Genomic DNA, 16,704 nt, shown 5'->3' with positions numbered 1-16,704 from the left:
CCTGATGTTATAGTTCGAGCAGTCACACGTATTACAGAAAATGAAAAGGAATAACTATCTGATGATCTGGAATTTAATCATTTATCAATACAAATACACACGTTGCAGAGGATTCAACTAGTGTAAAAATAAGAAGCATAACGGCGTATTTAGTAAAAATTATTTCCGTGAAAACAGCGTAATCGAGACTTTTGTTAAAGAAAAAAGGCGTTTGTGCCATTTCGTTGTCATAGGACACGGATTGACTGTGTAGTGTAGAATTATATAATAAAAGAAGCATATCTTTGTTATTCGACAGAACAAGGTGGAGGTGGAAGCATTGGGAAGTTGAAATTGCATATGAACGGCAGAATGGCTAATATCCTACATTTTCGAAGGAGGTGGACCTATTTGCCGAAGAATGACGGCGAATAGGATGAAAATTTGAGTGACCCCTTACCGAGTATTTTAAATTTAGTAATAATTGGTTTACTTGTATTAATGAATGGTTTCTTTGTGTCGGCGGAATTTGCGATGGTGAAAGTTCGTGGAAGTCGGATTGAGGCTTTGGTGGAAACAGGCAACAAAAATGCCATCTACGCTTCCAATATCGTACGTAATCTGGATGCATATCTGTCAGCTTGCCAACTAGGTATAACTTTGGCTTCACTGGGACTCGGGTGGCTGGGAGAACCGGCAATTGCACATCTGTTAGAGCCCGTGTTTACCGCATTTGGACTGGGACCAGTCTACGTTCATGGAATCTCTATTGCCATTGCATTTGTGATTATTACGATCTTGCACATTGTACTGGGAGAACTTGCTCCCAAAACGATGGCGATTCGAAAGTCTGAGACGATCACGTTGTGGTCTGCGGCTTTGCTAACGTTCTTCTACAAGTTAATGTATCCATTCATATGGGCACTGAACGGTATGGCTAACGGCTTGTTGAGACTGTTCCGAATGGCACCAGCTTCGGAGATGGACGACGCGCATAGTGAAGATGAATTACGTATTCTCATGAAAGAAAGCAATAAGAGCGGTTTAATTGATAACACTGAATTAGCACTTGTTGATAATATATTTGATTTTACGGATACAACCGCCCGTGAAATTATGATTCCGCGGACGGAAATGATCTGTCTGAACGCCAATGAGTCCATGCTGGAGAATCTGGAGATTGCCAGCGAAAGTATGCGAACAAGGTATCCGGTATATAACGGAGACAAGGATCATATTATCGGCTTTATTCACATTAAGGATCTGATGCGATCCCAACTCACGGATACTATCTCCGTAATCCGGCCCATCCTGGCTGTGCCAGACACCACGCTGATCAGTGATCTGCTCAAGCGTATGCAGCGTAGCAAGACACAGATTGCGATTCTGATTGATGAATACGGCGGAACCTCCGGGCTTGTCACACTTGAAGATATCATGGAAGAGATCGTAGGCGAGATTCAGGATGAATTCGACCAAGAACGTCCTGCCATTGAGCAAGTGGATGAGATGGAATACTCCATTGATGGATTGATGCTGATTGAAGAAGTCAGTGAACGATTTGGACTGGAGATGGACCGTGCTGATTACGATACCATTGGAGGCTGGTTATACTCCAGAGTAGATGCCATTCCACCTGAGGTCGGTCAATCGGTTGAGTATGGGGGTTATGTATTTGTCATTCAAGAGACAGAGCATAAGCGAATTTCCCGAGTAAATGTGATTAAGCTGGAACTGTTGGTTGAAGAAGAAGGCGCGTAGCCGGATCGAAATTGTAACGAATGAAGCTGTATGTTGACGTAATGTCATCGTACAGCTTCTTTGCATGCTCATGATTCTTTGGGTGCATGAATGACAACATCAGCGTAACGGTTCTCCGTGACCAAGCTATTTTTGATATAAATTCGCTTATAAGTGACATAAACATTCTCTCCAGGAGCGAGGTCATGCTGGATATTCAGCTTTTTTCGAGTGGATTGGGTTGTTGTCGGTGTTTTAATGGTGATGATGTCGTACATATCGACGAAAGTAACCTCGTAAGAATTGTAATTCCCCACCTTAGTGGTGGATAACACCGGATTTTGCTTATACTGAGTTAGATGATCATTCACCATACTGAGTGTTGCTGGTAACACATAAAACAGAAGTACCAGAGGCAGAAGGCAGAAAGCAATCCCGAAAACACGTAAAAATTGGACATGGGAGAGGGTGCGACCGCTCTGCTTGAGGAAAAGAAAAGCAAGGATGGGGGACAGTACAAGTCCCCAGATCATAAAGGGCAATACATAGCGGTCAATACCCATACTTATCCAGCTTTCCCGAGCTGTAGCCAATAAATATAATAAGGTCCCTGCGGTAAGCGCACTCACCAAGATAACGAGCCAACGTTTGAACGAGCCGGAAACTTCGATGTGTAGTTCATTCGGATTGGAGCTGTGACGATGCCTTCTGGATTTGGATTGATGTTTACTCAAGTTATACACCTCATTTGCAAATCTTGTTGGTTAATATGATTTCGTGTATCCATTACCCAATACATACGGGCTGGAATAATTTAGGTTTCAACCATGCTGGAGATGCATGCAAAGACAAAAGACGCTGCCGACTGAAACATCGGAGCGTCTAATTTTTTTTGAAACCTGTCACCCGATCCGTCCGTTTATACCCTTACACAAAATCAAGTATGGAAGCGGAGGATGGATCAATATGCGGAAAATGAAAACGAAGAGTGCAGCATCTATACTAAAAATAACCCTTGTTGCCTTGTTAATGGTGCCAACAATCCTGGCTTTACCTACGTCCGCACCGGCCGTTGCAAGCCCAATGATCAATGTGTCCTCTGGTGCTCTTACACCCCCACCGCCGCCGGAACCATTCATCCATTCACTTGCTACCACTTCCGAACGTGGACATATTTATCAAGCGGTCGGTGCAGTCATCCCTGGGGGTGGACTATCGGCTATCGTCAATACCAAAACCACGACATATACAGCAATGAAGACACTTTCCGTAGATTATCGACTTGAGCGCTGGACAGGAACAGCATGGGTAACTTTCAAAACCAATTCCAACAATGCAACGAATACAAACTTACTGAATGCCACATCGGATTGGACCGTTATGCCAGGATATTATTATCGCGTTACGAGTATTCATATAGCGTATGATGGAAGTACCACGGATACAAGCAAACATGTCTCTGGCACCGTGTTATTTTGATCTTATCAGCGGGTGCTGCCGGGAAACTTCTGCTCTTGAAAATCGTTGGCAATAGCAGTCATTTCTTCTTCCGAAAGGGTGCCAAACAGACTCATATTGTTGGAACCCATCATCCACTGAAAGGAGTTATAGGGTGGGCCGATATACATCAGTGCTTCCGAGCCATCCGCCAGCTTTACGGTGCTCATATCACGAAGCATGGCCCCTTCAATTTTCTCCCCAGGCATGACATAGACATAATCAAACTGGATGATCTCATCCTCTATGCTCTTGCCTTCACTGGTATATTGAACTCTCATTTGTGTGGACTCATAATAATCGTCTGGATTCACAGGGTTTTCAGTATCAAGCACGAGTTCGAATTTGATCTTGTTGAATCGCTCGGGAATGGCATTGGATAACAGAAAGTCACCCATGAACCCTTCGCGTGCGATCTCTTCCGTAACAAGTACTGGACGAAGCAGGTGGCTCGATAACTCATACGAAGGTGTATTAAGAGCTTCTTCTTCTTGTACTTTAAGAATGTCGTCTAAGCTGGTTTCCGGTGGTGGAGGCGTTTTGGCCGTTGACGGATCAGCCCCCAGTTGGGTCGTGCGATCCTCAATGATAATGGATTTCATGCCATTGCCCCAATCCTTGATGGATTGTACAAAAGGGGATACCGCTTGCGTACCGGACGGCAGGCTGAAGATTACGGCTCCGATGGTCACGGACGCGGCTACGACAACTGAAAGTCGCAAGGTACGTATTCTTTTTTTACGTAAACCGATTCTGTTAATTTCCCTGTGTACCTTCTGCCAGGATTGCTGCATGGATTCGGTATGGGAGGCGGAAGGGGCAGAGACGGCCTGATGGAAAGCTTCATCAAAAGCCAGGTCAAACGCAGCGTCGAAATATTCGTCTTCCAGCTCTGAATCGAATCGCTCCACGTTTTTATCGGACTTGCCTTTGCTCAATGCTTCCACCCCATTCCTTATGTAATTTCTTCTTGATACTGCCACGGGCTCTGAACAAACGTTGCTTCACAATGTCTTCGGAGGTATCCAGCAGTTCGGCCATCTCTCGGTAGGAGAGACCTTTTTTCCACCGTAACTCCACCAGTACACGATATTCCGGTTTGAGCTGTCTGAGATAATATTCAATGGACTCTTCCATCATCTGCGTTTCTACCATGCTTTCCACGGAAGCTGCCGTCTGATTCATCGTCTCCATATCTATAAAAACACTATCCGTATCCAATTGGTTACGGTTATTTTTATTTTTTCTCAGATAATTAATAGCTGTGTTCCGTGTGACGACCTTGAGCCAGGCTTTCAGTTTGACCTCGTCTTCAAAGATAGGTTTGTTTTTAATGATTTTGATAAAAGCTTCCTGAATAATATCTTCTGCTGCAGCACGCTCCTTGATGATATAAACGATAAGACCATGTACCATATTATAATATTCATAATACACTTCTTCCTGAAGTGCAGAGCCTAAATTATGGAAATCTGAGGCTAGTAATAACTGGAGCCGATTGGCCATGATGTTCTCCTTTCTGGTGAACAATCCACAAACATTGGTATCATTACATTTTACAACATAATATGGAAACGATACAATGGGAGGTTGGTCCGGGAAAAACCAGATGAGGGAAGTGTGTATAACATGCGGGAAAGTTTGCTGAAAATTAATAAAAGGCCGTCTCACCAACCATGAATACATGGTTGCAAGACAGCCTTTTCTACTGTTCAGTGAAAATACATTACGGGAGATAACTCTCCGTGATCAGTTAGAATGCCCAATCTCCCTTAAGGAAGATGGCTTCGCGTTCGCCGTTTGCCGTGATACCGTAAATGTCCGTCTCGGGAGAGCCCATCATGAAGTCCACATGGGTGATGCTGGTGTTCATGCCACGAGCTGCAAGCTCTTCAGGAGACATCGTTTTTCCACCTTCAATATTAAATGCATAGGAACTGCCAATTGCAAGATGGCACGACGCATTCTCATCATACAATGTAGTGTAATACAGGATACCACTCTCAGAGATCGGTGAATGGAAGGGGACCAAAGCGACTTCGCCGAGGTAATGAGATCCTTCATCCATGGAAATGAGTCTTTCCAGCGTATCCTGACCTTCTTCGGCATGAAAATCAATGATACGTCCGTTCTCAAATGTGAGTGAAAAACGATCAATGATACTGCCGCCATAGCTGAGTGGTTTGGTGCTGGACACCTTGCCATTAACGCCATGTTTGGCTGGAGCGGTGAATACTTCCTCTGTCGGGATATTCGCGACAAAAGGGGTGCCTTGCTCATTCACGCTACCTGCCTGCGCCCAGATATGACCTTCTGGAAGCTCGACAGTAAGATCCGTCCCCGGTGAGAGGAAATGTAATGCTTGATACTTCTTGTTGTTCAGGGCAACGGCTTTGGTCTCCAGTCGTTCAATATGCTGTTCCCAAGCCGCTACAGGGTCCTCCAGATCGGCTCTCACCGCAGCAAAAATGGCTTCCCACAGCTGGCTAACCTGCTCGGCTGCCGGGAGATCCGGGAATACTTTGGCTGCCCAATCGGGGGAAGGACAAGCCACACCCGTCCAGCTCATTTTATCCGCCTGTTGATACTGACGGTACTTGGCCATCGCCTGACCAAATGTACGCTGATGGGTGGAAATCCGCTCCGGGTCAATACCTTTCATCAGGTCTGGGCTGGATGACAATACGGTCAGAAAGGCTGCATTATTGGCTGCCAGTTCTTCAAGCTCCGCTGCATGCCATTTCGGCGGCTCTTGGAAGGATTCCTCGGGGGCCATCTCAAACCGCAATCGATTGACGGTTTCATCTCCGTATTTTACAATCACCTGCTTGGCGCCAGCTTCATATCCCTTGCGTACCAGCAAACGTACGAATTCAGCGGTATCAATCATCGCACTGATAACAAATACTTGCCCTGGTTGTACGTTAGCACCTACTTTTACAGCAAGTTCAGCGTAACGATCCAGTTTTTGTTCAAAACTTAACATATGAGTTTCCTCCAATTGTTGAATTGTTGACACAGGAAAAGAGAGGAGTAATCTCCTCTCTCCTAAATCACATCAAACGGGATTAAAATGCCCAGTTTCCTTGCAGGAAGATCGGCTCTTCCGCACCTTCGGAGGTCACGCCGTGAATGTTCATTTCTCCGGATCCAATCATGAAGTCTACATGAGTGAGACTGGAGTTCATGCCACGTTCAATCAGCTCTTCTTTGGACATCGTTTTACCACCTTCCAGACAGAAGGCATAGGCATTACCAATCGCCAAATGGTTGGAGGCATTTTCGTCAAAGAGTGTATTGTAGAACAAAATATTCGTATCCGAAATTGGTGACTGATGTGGAACGAGAGCAACTTCACCCAGGTAGTGTGCACCTTCATCCATCTCGATCAGGTTTTTGAGTGCATCCAGTCCCTGCTCAGCGGTGTAATCTACGATTCGACCGTTCTCAAATGTAAGGGAGAATCCGTCAATCAGGTTGCCGCCGTAGCTCAGTGGTTTCGTGCTGTGCACTGTACCGTTAACACCCGTTTTCAGCGGAGCCGTGAATACTTCTTCGGTAGGCATATTGGCAATAAAGACATGTCCTTGCTCATTCACACTTCCACCGGATACCCAGATATGGCCTTCTGGAAGTTCAATGGTCAAGTCTGTGCCTGGAGCTGTATAGTGAAGCTTCTTGTATTTTTTGTTGTTCAGCAGATCAGCGCGGGAATCAAGGTTTTGCAAATGGGTTTTCCATTCGGCAACAGCATCCTGCTCACCGATCCGTACTGTTTTGAAAATGACGTCCCACAGGCGATCCACTTGTTGTGCTTCTGGAAGATCCGGGAACACTTTAGCTGCCCATTCTGGAGAAGGAACGGCCACGATAGACCAGCTGAATTTGTCAGCCATCTGATAAGAACGATATTTTTCGAGCGCTTTGCCGCGCACTTTTTGGCTAGTAACAATCCGTTCCTGAGCTACACCGTTCAGCAGATCCGGATTTTCAGCGATGACGTGCAGAATAGCGGCACCTTCTTCAACGAGTTCAGTCATTTCAGCTGCAAACCATTTCGGTTCAATGGAGAAGGCTTCATCAGGTGCAAGATCGTAATGAAGACGTGTAACGGTTTCATCACTCCAGTTTACTTTGACCAATTTGGCACCTTTACCGTAAGCTGCTTTGACAATCAGTCGTACAAAATGTGCTGCCGAGATTGGAGCGTTAACCACGAGTGTCTGCCCAGGATGGACATTGACACCGACTTGTACAGCCAGTTCAGCATATTGCTGAAGATTCGTTTCAAAAGTATTCATGCTATTTTTTCCTCCAATGTGATAATAATATCGTAGCTTGTTGGCTAATATAGATGTTGTTCAAACACGTATTATAATCCTCATTACAACTATGTAAGGACTCAGAATGGTTCCTTCATTGAATAAGGTATACGTTGCTACGTTATATATTGTACAATTAACCAATAATAATTACCAAACTAGGTTTACCAGAAATGTTGGAGACCTGCTGTAAATGAAAGATTAAAGGAGAGAATGATTGTGAATATTGAAATTATAAGTGCTGAAATGCGCCGTGAAGGTGAAAAAGGATACGTAGGAAATACCGTTTACCGCACAGAAGGCGAAAAGTCAGTATATGAGATTACCTTCATGAGCAAGAATGGAAAAGATTGGGACTATAGCTTGCATTTCACGGAGCAATCCGGTGATGAAGAAGAGTTACTTCGTATGGACGAGTTGCTTGAGAATGATGACGATCTGTACAATCAATTGCTCGATGCTGCCTTGGAGGCATTTCCGGCTTAACTGGCCGAGATGTTCTTGTTCTATTGTGTTGTGTCGATGACTATACTAGACGGTGTATGCCCGAAACAGGGTGTATGCCGTCTGTTTTATTGGAATTGTTGAATAGATGATCCAGAAAAGGGAAGTCTACGAGATGAATGGAACCAGAGAGACAATCCGCCTAATGGGAGGTAACCGTGAATGGCATCTGACAATCTGATTACAGAAGGGTTGACGGGACTTGAAGAAGTCGCGCCCGATATTCTCAGTCTACGTACACTATTCGTTAATGTCGTGTTCATCGGAGAGCCAGGAAGCAGGAACTGGGTCCTCGTGGACACCGGAATGGCGAGGTTCACAAATCATATTGTTCAGGTTGCAACAGAACGATTTCAAGGTCCGCCGTCTGCGATCATATTGACGCATGGTCACTTCGACCATGTAGGAACCGTTATTGAGCTTGAACAATTCTGGGGTGTGCCAGTGTATGCTCATCCGCTTGAAATTCCGTATTTAACGGGATTAAAAGATTACCCCCCAGCGGACCCTTCTGTAGGTGGAGGTTTAATGTCCAGGTTGTCATTCGCTTATCCTAATGAGGCAATCAATCTGGATGATCGGATATTCAGTTTACCCAAAGATCATTCCGTTCCAGGTCTATCAGAATGGGAGTGGGTGCACACGCCAGGTCATACGCCTGGACATGTGTCGCTGTTTCGGGAAGCAGACCGTTTGTTAATTGCGGGAGACGCGATCATTACAGTGAAGCAGGAGTCGCTGTGGAGTGTGTTGCTTCAGGACAAACAGTTGCATGGCCCGCCTTCCTATTTTACAACCGATTGGCAGGCTGCTCATCAATCTGTACAGCATATAAGGCATCTGGAGCCGAAACTTGCGATTACCGGGCATGGGCATGCCTTGAGCGGAGATATGCTGAGTGAATCCTTGAAGCGGCTTGATCTGGACTTTGAAGAGAACGCTGTGCCGGATCACGGCAAATATGTGGATTAATTGAACCATCATATGAAAGACAGCAGAGACAGCCGTAACGTATTGCAGCTGTCTTTTTCCTGTCTTTTTTGTCTTTCTATTATGAATTTGTTCTCTATCATAGATTGGTATTTTGCGCTCGGGCATGATATAGTCGAGCCGTATAATATAACCTTAGTATGCAGGAGGTACATATAACGATGACACAGCAAAATGCAGCATTTGAAGAACAATTTGGAGGGATTCCGGCCGTTTGGCTTCGTTTTAATCAGTTTGAAGCGGCAGTTATTCCAAGCGTGGGTGCCAACCTCGTTGCTTTCCGTGATACAGAAAAGGGTTTCCGTTATTTGAGAGAGCCGAATCAGGATCAGATGGATGAGTTTATGGCTGCACCTGCGGTCTATGGAATTCCGATTCTTTCTCCACCGAACCGTTATGAGGATGGACGTTTCCCGTGGAATGGTAAAGTCTATCAGTTGCCTGTGAACGAACCGGCTACAGGTAACCATTTGCATGGATTTTTGCATGATGCCGAGTGGAAAGTAGAGGGATACGGTTCTGATCAGCTGGAGAGCTATGTGTTGCTTAGCCAGGACGTGAAAGAAGGACATACATTCCATCAGTACCTGCCGTTTACATTCACGGTGACGCTTCGTTACTCATTGAGTAGCCAAGGACTTCAGCAACAATTGATCGTCCGCAACAACGGGACTGAATATATGCCGAATTTGTTTGCATTCCACACGGCGATTGCAGTACCTTTTGCACCGGACAGTCAGGCCTCGGATTACACGGCCAAAGTTACGATTGGACAACGTCGTGAATTGAATGAGCGTTCTCTGCCAACAGGACAATTTCAACCGCTTACACCTGAGGAAGAACAATTGAAAAAAGACGGGGTTAGTCCGTTTTTTGCAGCCATGGATAATCATTACACTGCGGAGCCGCAGAATGGACGTAACTATATGGAACTTACGGATCACCGTACTGGAGACAAACTGGTATACGATGTGGGTACTTCGTACAAACACTGGATGATCTGGAACAATAACATGGGTGGCGAATTCTTCTGTCCTGAACCACAGATGAACCTGGTTAATGCTCCTAATGTTGAAGGCATTCCGGCAGAAGAAATCGGATTGATCGGTTTGGAACCAGGTGAACTATTCGAACAGAGCAGCCGATTGTATCCAATTGCGTCACAAAAATAATTCACGCTCATTTTGCGCTACGCTTACAATTTTGTCGAAAAGGTGAAAACCTGCTCGTAAATCATGTATAATATGACGAGATACACAAGCTTTGTAGAGACCCAAACCATCTTTTTGGAGGAGGACAAGCAAGTGGAATACCGCATTGAGAGAGATACGTTAGGCGAAATGAAAGTACCAGCCGACAGGCTGTGGGGAGCTCAGACGCAGCGAAGCAAGGAGAATTTCCCGATTGGCAGTGAACATATGCCGATGGAAGTGATCCGTGCTCTTGCCATTTTGAAAAAAAGTGCTGCGGCCAGTAACCATAAATTAGGTAAATTATCTGCGGCTAAGTCCGATGCTATTGCTTATGCAGCAGACGAGATTATTGCAGGCCGAATTGATGACCATTTCCCATTGGTAGTGTGGCAGACTGGTAGCGGAACACAATCCAATATGAACGTGAACGAAGTGATTGCGAATCTGGGGAACCAACTGCTGGAGCAAAAGGGCAAGGAAGAGCGTCTGCATCCGAATGATGACGTGAATATGTCCCAGAGTTCCAACGATACATTCCCAACGGCTCTGCATGTCGCAGGTGTTCTGGCTGTTGAGGATCAACTCTTGCCGGCCATTGCGGTATTAAAAGCCACTTTTGCAGACAAGTCGGAGGCATTCAAAGATATTATCAAGATTGGACGTACCCACCTTCAGGATGCAACACCAATTACGCTTGGCCAAGAGATCAGTGGTTGGGAAGCCATGCTGGGCAAGAGTGAGCGTATGATCCGTGAAAGTGTACAGTATCTGAAGGAGCTTGCAATCGGCGGTACAGCTGTCGGAACGGGCATTAATGCGCATCCGGACTTTGGGGACTTCACTGCCAAGGAGATTGGCAAACATACGGGGAAAGATTTTGTATCTGCACCAAACAAATTCCACGCACTTACAAGTCATGATGAAGTTGTGTATGCGCACGGTGCCGTTAAAGCGCTTGCAGCTGATTTGATGAAAATTGCCAATGATGTCCGCTGGTTGGCCAGTGGCCCTCGCAGTGGATTGGGCGAGATCCGTATTCCGGAGAATGAGCCAGGCAGCTCCATTATGCCAGGTAAAGTCAACCCAACTCAGAGCGAGGCCATTACTATGGTGGTTACGCAGGTCATGGGTAATGATGCAGCGATTGGTTTCGCGGCAAGTCAGGGTAATTTTGAACTGAATGTATTCAAACCGGTTATCATCTATAACTTCTTGCAATCCGTGCAACTGCTGGCGGACTCCATTATTGCGTTTAATGACAAGTGTGCCGTAGGCATTGAGCCTAACCTGGATCAGATTGAACATAATCTGAACAACTCGCTTATGCTGGTTACAGCGCTTAATCCGCATATTGGTTATGAGAATGCAGCCAAAATCGCGAAGCTTGCACATAAAGAAGGTTTGTCCTTGAAACAGGCGACGTTACAAACGGGCCTGCTTACCGAAGAGCAATTTGATCAATATGTCGATCCGGCCAAAATGATCGCTCCAAAGGCCTAAAATCAGCCATAATGAGCAATATAGATCACTGAAGAGGACGACCTGCACAAGCAGGTCGTTTTTCTTATGATTACCGATGAACTTAAAGCTTGTCAGACTATACGTATACATATAAACTACATATGCACCAGTTTTAATTTAATTGAATGGGATTCGTATATATTTGGAGGTTTCCGCGTTGTCAAAAACGAGAAGATTTACGATACGCTCCAAAATTTTATTGGGCTATCTTGTGGTTGTGCTTTTGTTTGGAGCTGTTCTGCTAGTGCTTACGGCCCAAATTAATGTGTTACAGAAGGAAAATGATTTTATCTCCCATCATGATCTGGAAGTACATAATCTGACCAACGCGATTGAAAAAAATGTCTTGAACATGGAGACAGGACAGCGTGGATTCATGATTACAGGCAATGAAAGTTACTTGGAGCCTTATTCCCAAGGCCTATCCCAGTGGAGTTCCAACTATGATCAGTTGAATGCTCTCATTAGCGATAATCCTTCACAGCAGCAGAGTCTGCAAAGCATCAAAGCTCATATTACACGCTGGATTGAGATTGCTGGGGAGCCGTCGGTGGACTTGAAAAAGCAAGGGGATCAAGCGAAAGTAGTTGCATTCTTTCAATCTGATCCGGGTAAAACTGAAATTGATCTACTGCGCTCTCAACTTACAACCTTCCGTAACACAGAGATCGCTCTGACCGAGGCGAGGGTGACTGAACTTGCCAGACGCAGTTCCACACTGCTGACGATTATGTACACGCTGTGGGGTATTATTGCAGCATTATCCATTGCAGCCGCGATTGTGATATCAGGAAATATCGTCAAAACGTTGCGAGATGTTATGCAAACCATTAGTGATATCTCCAAAGGTGGAAACCTGAAGCAGCGGATTCAGGTGCGGACACATGATGAAGTGGGAGACCTGGGCCACGAAACCAACAAATTACTGGATGAAGTACAGGAACAGAATCGGGTCAAGGACCAGATCACAGGGATTGCCACACTCTTACAGAACCCGACCAATCTGGAGGGATTGTCCCGCTTGTTCCTGAACGAGATTGCCATGTTGTTTGAAGTTCCATATAGCGTCTTATATTACTGGAAAGACAATCGACTGTTGCGCGTGGCTGCATATGCTGGGGATGGAGAGAAAGAACGTTCGCTCGGTAAAGTGTCGCTTGCCCCGGGTGAGGGACTTGTAGGTCAAAGTGCTGTGGAGAAGCGAGTTCTACGCATGAATGATCTGCCCCAGAACTATATCCGAATCTCTTCGGGTCTCGGGTATACATCTGCCACATCACTTACTGTAGTCCCGGTCTTGTTCGAAGGCAGAACGATTGCGGTAATCGAGCTTGCTTCAATGAAGCCGTTGCAAGAGAATGATATGAAGCTGATGAAAGAACTGACGGAAATTTTTGGTGTTTCACTACACTCGACCGTCACTCGCATGGAATTACAGCAATTATATGATGAGTCACAAGTTCTGAATGAAGAATTACAGGCACAATCGGAGAAACTTCAGGCTCAGACCGAAGAGATGCTGTCTCAGACGGAGGAACTGCAAATGCAGACCGAAGAGCTTCATATGCTTAATGATCGCTTGGAAATACAGAAGAGTGCTGCTGAGACATCAGCCAATGAACTTGCAGTTGTGGCAGATCAGTTACGAACAAGCTCGGGGTACAAATCCGAATTCTTGGCGAACATGTCCCATGAACTGCGGACACCGCTCAACAGCATGTTGATCTTATCTGAAATCTTGTCTGAAAATAAAAATCAACACTTGAATAGTGAAGAGCAGAACTATGCTTCAGTCATTCACAAATCAGGTAAAGACCTGCTGAATCTGATCAATGATATTCTGGATCTATCCAAGGTAGAGGCCGGGCAGATGGAAGTGGATTTCGATGATGTCTATCTGGGCAGTGTTCCTGAAGTCATGAACCAGTATTTCCTGAAAACAGCGGAACAGAAAAAAATAGATTTCCGGATTCAGCTCCAAAGTCCTTTACCGGAAACCATCGTGACGGATGAGATGAGATTGCACCAGATTCTCCGAAATCTGCTCTCGAACGCATTCAAGTTCACGAGTGAGGGTGAAGTTGCCTTAACCATCTCCAAAATGAGTCTGGCTCATCCTGAATTGAAAGATCAAGAGACCGACGTGATTGCTTTCTCCGTCAGTGATACAGGGATTGGCATTGCGGAAAACAAACTTCTACAGATCTTTGATGCATTCAAACAGGCGGATGGGGCTACGGCACGTAAATATGGCGGGACAGGACTTGGCCTGTCGATCTCTCAATCACTTGCGACTTTGCTGGGTGGTTCAATCTCGGCAACAAGTCGTGAAGGACATGGCAGTGTGTTCACGCTGTTCCTGCCACTGCGAAGAGATGAACCTGAGACTATGAATGCATCGCGGTTGTTCCTGAATGAGGTGGCTACCACTACACCTGAGGTCAATAAGCTTCCTTCAATGACTTCCGAACAATCTGATGTTTTATTGACACCTCTGGAAGAATCTCTGCTCAGTGGTCGTCAAGTGCTTGTCGTTGATGATGATATACGAAATGTATATGCGCTGGCTAACGCTCTTGAGCGATACGGCATGAATGTCATTTCAGCTCAGAATGGGTACGAATGTCTAGAATTGTTGGAGCGTGGAGGAGTCAAGCCTGATATCATCATGATGGATATTATGATGCCGGAACTGGATGGTTATGAGACGACTCGCCAGATTCGTGAACGGCTTGGCATGACCCAGCTTCCGATTATTGCACTGACAGCCAAGGCCATGAAAGAGGATCGGGAGAAATGCATTGCAGCAGGAGCTTCGGACTATCTCAGCAAACCGCTGAATATCAAAGATGTGTTATCCCGTATGAAATTATGGATGAATCACGAAACCATGGAAATCTGATTGTAGTTGAACTAAAGATTATTTACACGGACACTACGATGACAGAAAAACCTTCTAATCGTTGTATGTGGACCACAGTAAATCATTAATATAAAACTTATGCCGATTACAGGAAAGTGCGCTGTAATTAGGTCATAGGTTTTATTTTTTTGCCGTGTAAGCTTTATTCAGAAAAATGATGTTATAATACTTAACAACAAATAAAAGTTAAACGACTGAATATGGATTTAATTCGAAAAATGATACGAAATTTAGTTTTGATAATCAGAATGACATAATATCGTGTTATATATATGGGAGGTAGTGTCCATGCAACTTACGGTTAAAGAGGCTTTACAGGTATACCCGTTGTCAGAGGCCAAACTGGTTGCGGGTGGAGAAGGGACTTCACGGATGATGAAATCCGTTAACGTCATGGACGCTCCTGATATCGCGGATTGGATCAAATCCGGAGAAATGTTGTTCACCACCGCTTTTATTATGAAAGACAGTGAAACGGATGCACTGCGTTTGATGCGACGTTTGAATGAACGCGGCTGTGCAGGACTCGGCATCAAACTGGGACGTTTCTGGCAGTCCATTCCCCAAGGTATTGTCGAGGAAGCTGATCGGCTTCGTTTACCGCTGCTTGAGCTCCCCTTCCAATTCACCTTCTCCGACCAGATGAATGCCTTGTTCAAGGCTGAACATGAACGTAGTAACCGATTGCTGCATGAGGTTGTGCAGAAACAGAAAAAATTAATGCAGTTTGCACTGCAACAGCAGCCACATCGGAATGTGTTTGCCGAGCTTGCCACGGTGCTGAACTATCCGCTTGCCGTCATTGGTTCGCGTGGGCATGTGCTCTATGGGAGTAAAGGCATTGCAGGGGATGCTGTAACCCAAGGCTGGCCGTGGAAATCCGTCATGCACCGAGTGAAATGGAATCAGGGAAGTTGTCATCGCGTACCCATCAAGCAGAATGATGAAGAATACGGATCGTTGCTTGTGTTTACCGATTCCGCTTTGTCGCTTCGGGCAGAGGAAGAGTTGTTCCAACAGGCTGCCGATGTACTGGCATTTTATATGGATATGACTTATCGCGAGCATATTAATCCGACTGTGCAAGATGAGATGCGTACATTGCTTTCACAGTATCTGGATAACAAAATGACCATCCAGGAATTGACCACTTTGAGTGAAAACAAAGGTGTACATTTGTTCCAGGGCACCTATCAGTGCGTATTGATTACACTTGAACCAACTCTGTTTGCCGAGGGAAAGCTGCTTAAACAGATTCATCGCGAGTTGCAATACAATCCGCTGATGCAATTCACGGCCTCACAGCATTTTCAGATCGAAGATGGCATTCTGTCCATCTACACCTGCCCAACAGGGCGAGATTATGGAGAGGAGCTGTCAAGTTTTCTCTTGAGCCGTTTCGGTGATGTTCTGGCAGCGCAAGAAGCGAAAGGAGCACCGGCTCCGCGTTTCTGGATCAGCAAAATGAAACATGAACCCAAATCGCTCCGTGAAGCATACCAGGAGTGTCTCGATACTCGACAACTGGCTCGTCGATTCGGTATGAAAGACCGTGCTTTGCAATTTGAAATGCTCGAATTTGCCTATGTGTTCCAACACGTACCGGATAACATCATGGAGAACTACTGCAATAAAGTACTTGAACCGTTACTTGCCAGGGATGGTGATCCCAATCAAGTGCTGATGAATACATTGGAGTCCTTTATCGAGAATGACGGACTGATCAATGAAGCTGCCAAACAGCTGTTTGTGCATCGTAACACGGTCACTTATCGGATGGAGAAAGTCGGCAGCTTGCTGCAAATGGACTTTAAGAAAACGAATGATCTGCTCAAATTAAAGCTGGTATTCACCTTCCGCAAGTTTGTGCGGGACAAAACAGCTTCAAGACCGCACAATGTCCAACTCTAGACCGCACATTGTGCAACATGACAATGTTACCGGGTCATACCCCCAAGAACCGCATTCCCTTGATGGAGTGCGGTTTTTTAATGTTTAAGGACCACAAAAACTGAATTTCCCGTGCACAGCAAAC

The 16,704-nt window shown here is 45.4% G+C and carries 13 protein-coding genes; 8 read left to right on the top strand and 5 right to left on the bottom strand.

Annotated features, from left to right (window positions below; genetic code table 11):
• The first annotated feature begins 423 nt into the window (after window positions 1-423).
• Window positions 424-1,740 carry a hemolysin family protein gene (locus tag QNO02_RS17175; RefSeq protein ID WP_283945758.1) on the top strand — a complete coding sequence of 439 codons (1,317 nt, stop codon included), beginning with the start codon at window positions 424-426 and terminating at the stop codon, window positions 1,738-1,740.
• A 68-nt stretch (window positions 1,741-1,808) separates the two neighbouring features.
• Here the strand turns inward: QNO02_RS17175 and QNO02_RS17170 are convergent, their stop codons facing one another.
• The gene (locus tag QNO02_RS17170) at window positions 1,809-2,453 is read right to left on the bottom strand and encodes a hypothetical protein (RefSeq protein WP_249912506.1); all 645 of its coding nucleotides are present in this window, start codon (window positions 2,451-2,453) and stop codon (window positions 1,809-1,811) included.
• Between the two features lie 232 nt (window positions 2,454-2,685).
• Between QNO02_RS17170 and QNO02_RS17165 the strand changes: the two genes are divergently transcribed.
• Window positions 2,686-3,198 (top strand): hypothetical protein, encoded by a 513-nt coding sequence (locus tag QNO02_RS17165; RefSeq protein WP_289389469.1) that lies wholly within the window; start codon window positions 2,686-2,688, stop codon window positions 3,196-3,198.
• A gap of 5 nt (window positions 3,199-3,203) precedes the next feature.
• Here QNO02_RS17165 and QNO02_RS17160 read toward each other — a convergent pair whose 3' ends face one another.
• The 4 genes from QNO02_RS17160 to QNO02_RS17145 all read right to left on the bottom strand — a co-directional run bounded on the left by QNO02_RS17160 (window position 3,204) and on the right by QNO02_RS17145 (window position 7,517).
• The gene (locus QNO02_RS17160; protein WP_289389468.1) at window positions 3,204-4,154 is read right to left on the bottom strand and encodes a hypothetical protein; all 951 of its coding nucleotides are present in this window, start codon (window positions 4,152-4,154) and stop codon (window positions 3,204-3,206) included.
• Window positions 4,132-4,722 carry an RNA polymerase sigma factor gene (locus tag QNO02_RS17155; RefSeq protein WP_017688141.1) on the bottom strand — a complete coding sequence of 197 codons (591 nt, stop codon included), beginning with the start codon at window positions 4,720-4,722 and terminating at the stop codon, window positions 4,132-4,134. The genes QNO02_RS17160 and QNO02_RS17155 overlap by 23 nt, the downstream gene beginning before the upstream one ends.
• Before the next feature lie 247 nt (window positions 4,723-4,969).
• Complete coding sequence (locus tag QNO02_RS17150) at window positions 4,970-6,202, bottom strand: aminopeptidase (RefSeq protein ID WP_289389467.1); 1,233 nt, start codon at window positions 6,200-6,202, stop codon at window positions 4,970-4,972.
• Window positions 6,203-6,284: 82 nt separating this feature from the next.
• The gene (locus QNO02_RS17145; RefSeq protein WP_091029517.1) at window positions 6,285-7,517 is read right to left on the bottom strand and encodes an aminopeptidase; all 1,233 of its coding nucleotides are present in this window, start codon (window positions 7,515-7,517) and stop codon (window positions 6,285-6,287) included.
• Window positions 7,518-7,751: 234 nt separating this feature from the next.
• On the opposite strand from QNO02_RS17145, the gene QNO02_RS17140 reads away from it, so the two are divergent.
• From QNO02_RS17140 to QNO02_RS17115, 6 genes are all read left to right on the top strand, one after another.
• Entirely contained in the window at window positions 7,752-8,024 is a 273-nt protein-coding gene (locus tag QNO02_RS17140; protein WP_047843332.1) for a hypothetical protein, read from the top strand.
• Between the two features lie 180 nt (window positions 8,025-8,204).
• The gene (locus QNO02_RS17135; RefSeq protein ID WP_091029520.1) at window positions 8,205-9,014 is read left to right on the top strand and encodes an MBL fold metallo-hydrolase; all 810 of its coding nucleotides are present in this window, start codon (window positions 8,205-8,207) and stop codon (window positions 9,012-9,014) included.
• A gap of 179 nt (window positions 9,015-9,193) precedes the next feature.
• Window positions 9,194-10,204 (top strand): aldose 1-epimerase, encoded by a 1,011-nt coding sequence (locus QNO02_RS17130; RefSeq protein ID WP_047843331.1) that lies wholly within the window; start codon window positions 9,194-9,196, stop codon window positions 10,202-10,204.
• Window positions 10,205-10,336: 132 nt separating this feature from the next.
• Window positions 10,337-11,725, top strand: a complete 1,389-nt coding sequence (gene fumC / locus QNO02_RS17125; RefSeq protein ID WP_074095411.1) for a class II fumarate hydratase — start codon at window positions 10,337-10,339, stop codon at window positions 11,723-11,725.
• Window positions 11,726-11,903: 178 nt separating this feature from the next.
• Window positions 11,904-14,648 (top strand): CHASE3 domain-containing protein, encoded by a 2,745-nt coding sequence (locus QNO02_RS17120; RefSeq protein ID WP_289389466.1) that lies wholly within the window; start codon window positions 11,904-11,906, stop codon window positions 14,646-14,648.
• A gap of 309 nt (window positions 14,649-14,957) precedes the next feature.
• A complete protein-coding gene (locus QNO02_RS17115; RefSeq protein WP_289389465.1) occupies window positions 14,958-16,580 on the top strand; it encodes a PucR family transcriptional regulator in 1,623 nt (540 codons plus the stop codon).
• Window positions 16,581-16,704: the final 124 nt, after the last annotated feature.

This window comes from Paenibacillus sp. PK1-4R, from assembly GCF_030369595.1.
Taxonomy (GTDB): domain Bacteria; phylum Bacillota; class Bacilli; order Paenibacillales; family Paenibacillaceae; genus Paenibacillus.
The sequence above is the reverse complement of the archived record's forward strand: the minus strand, read 5'-3'. Positions and strand labels throughout refer to the sequence as shown.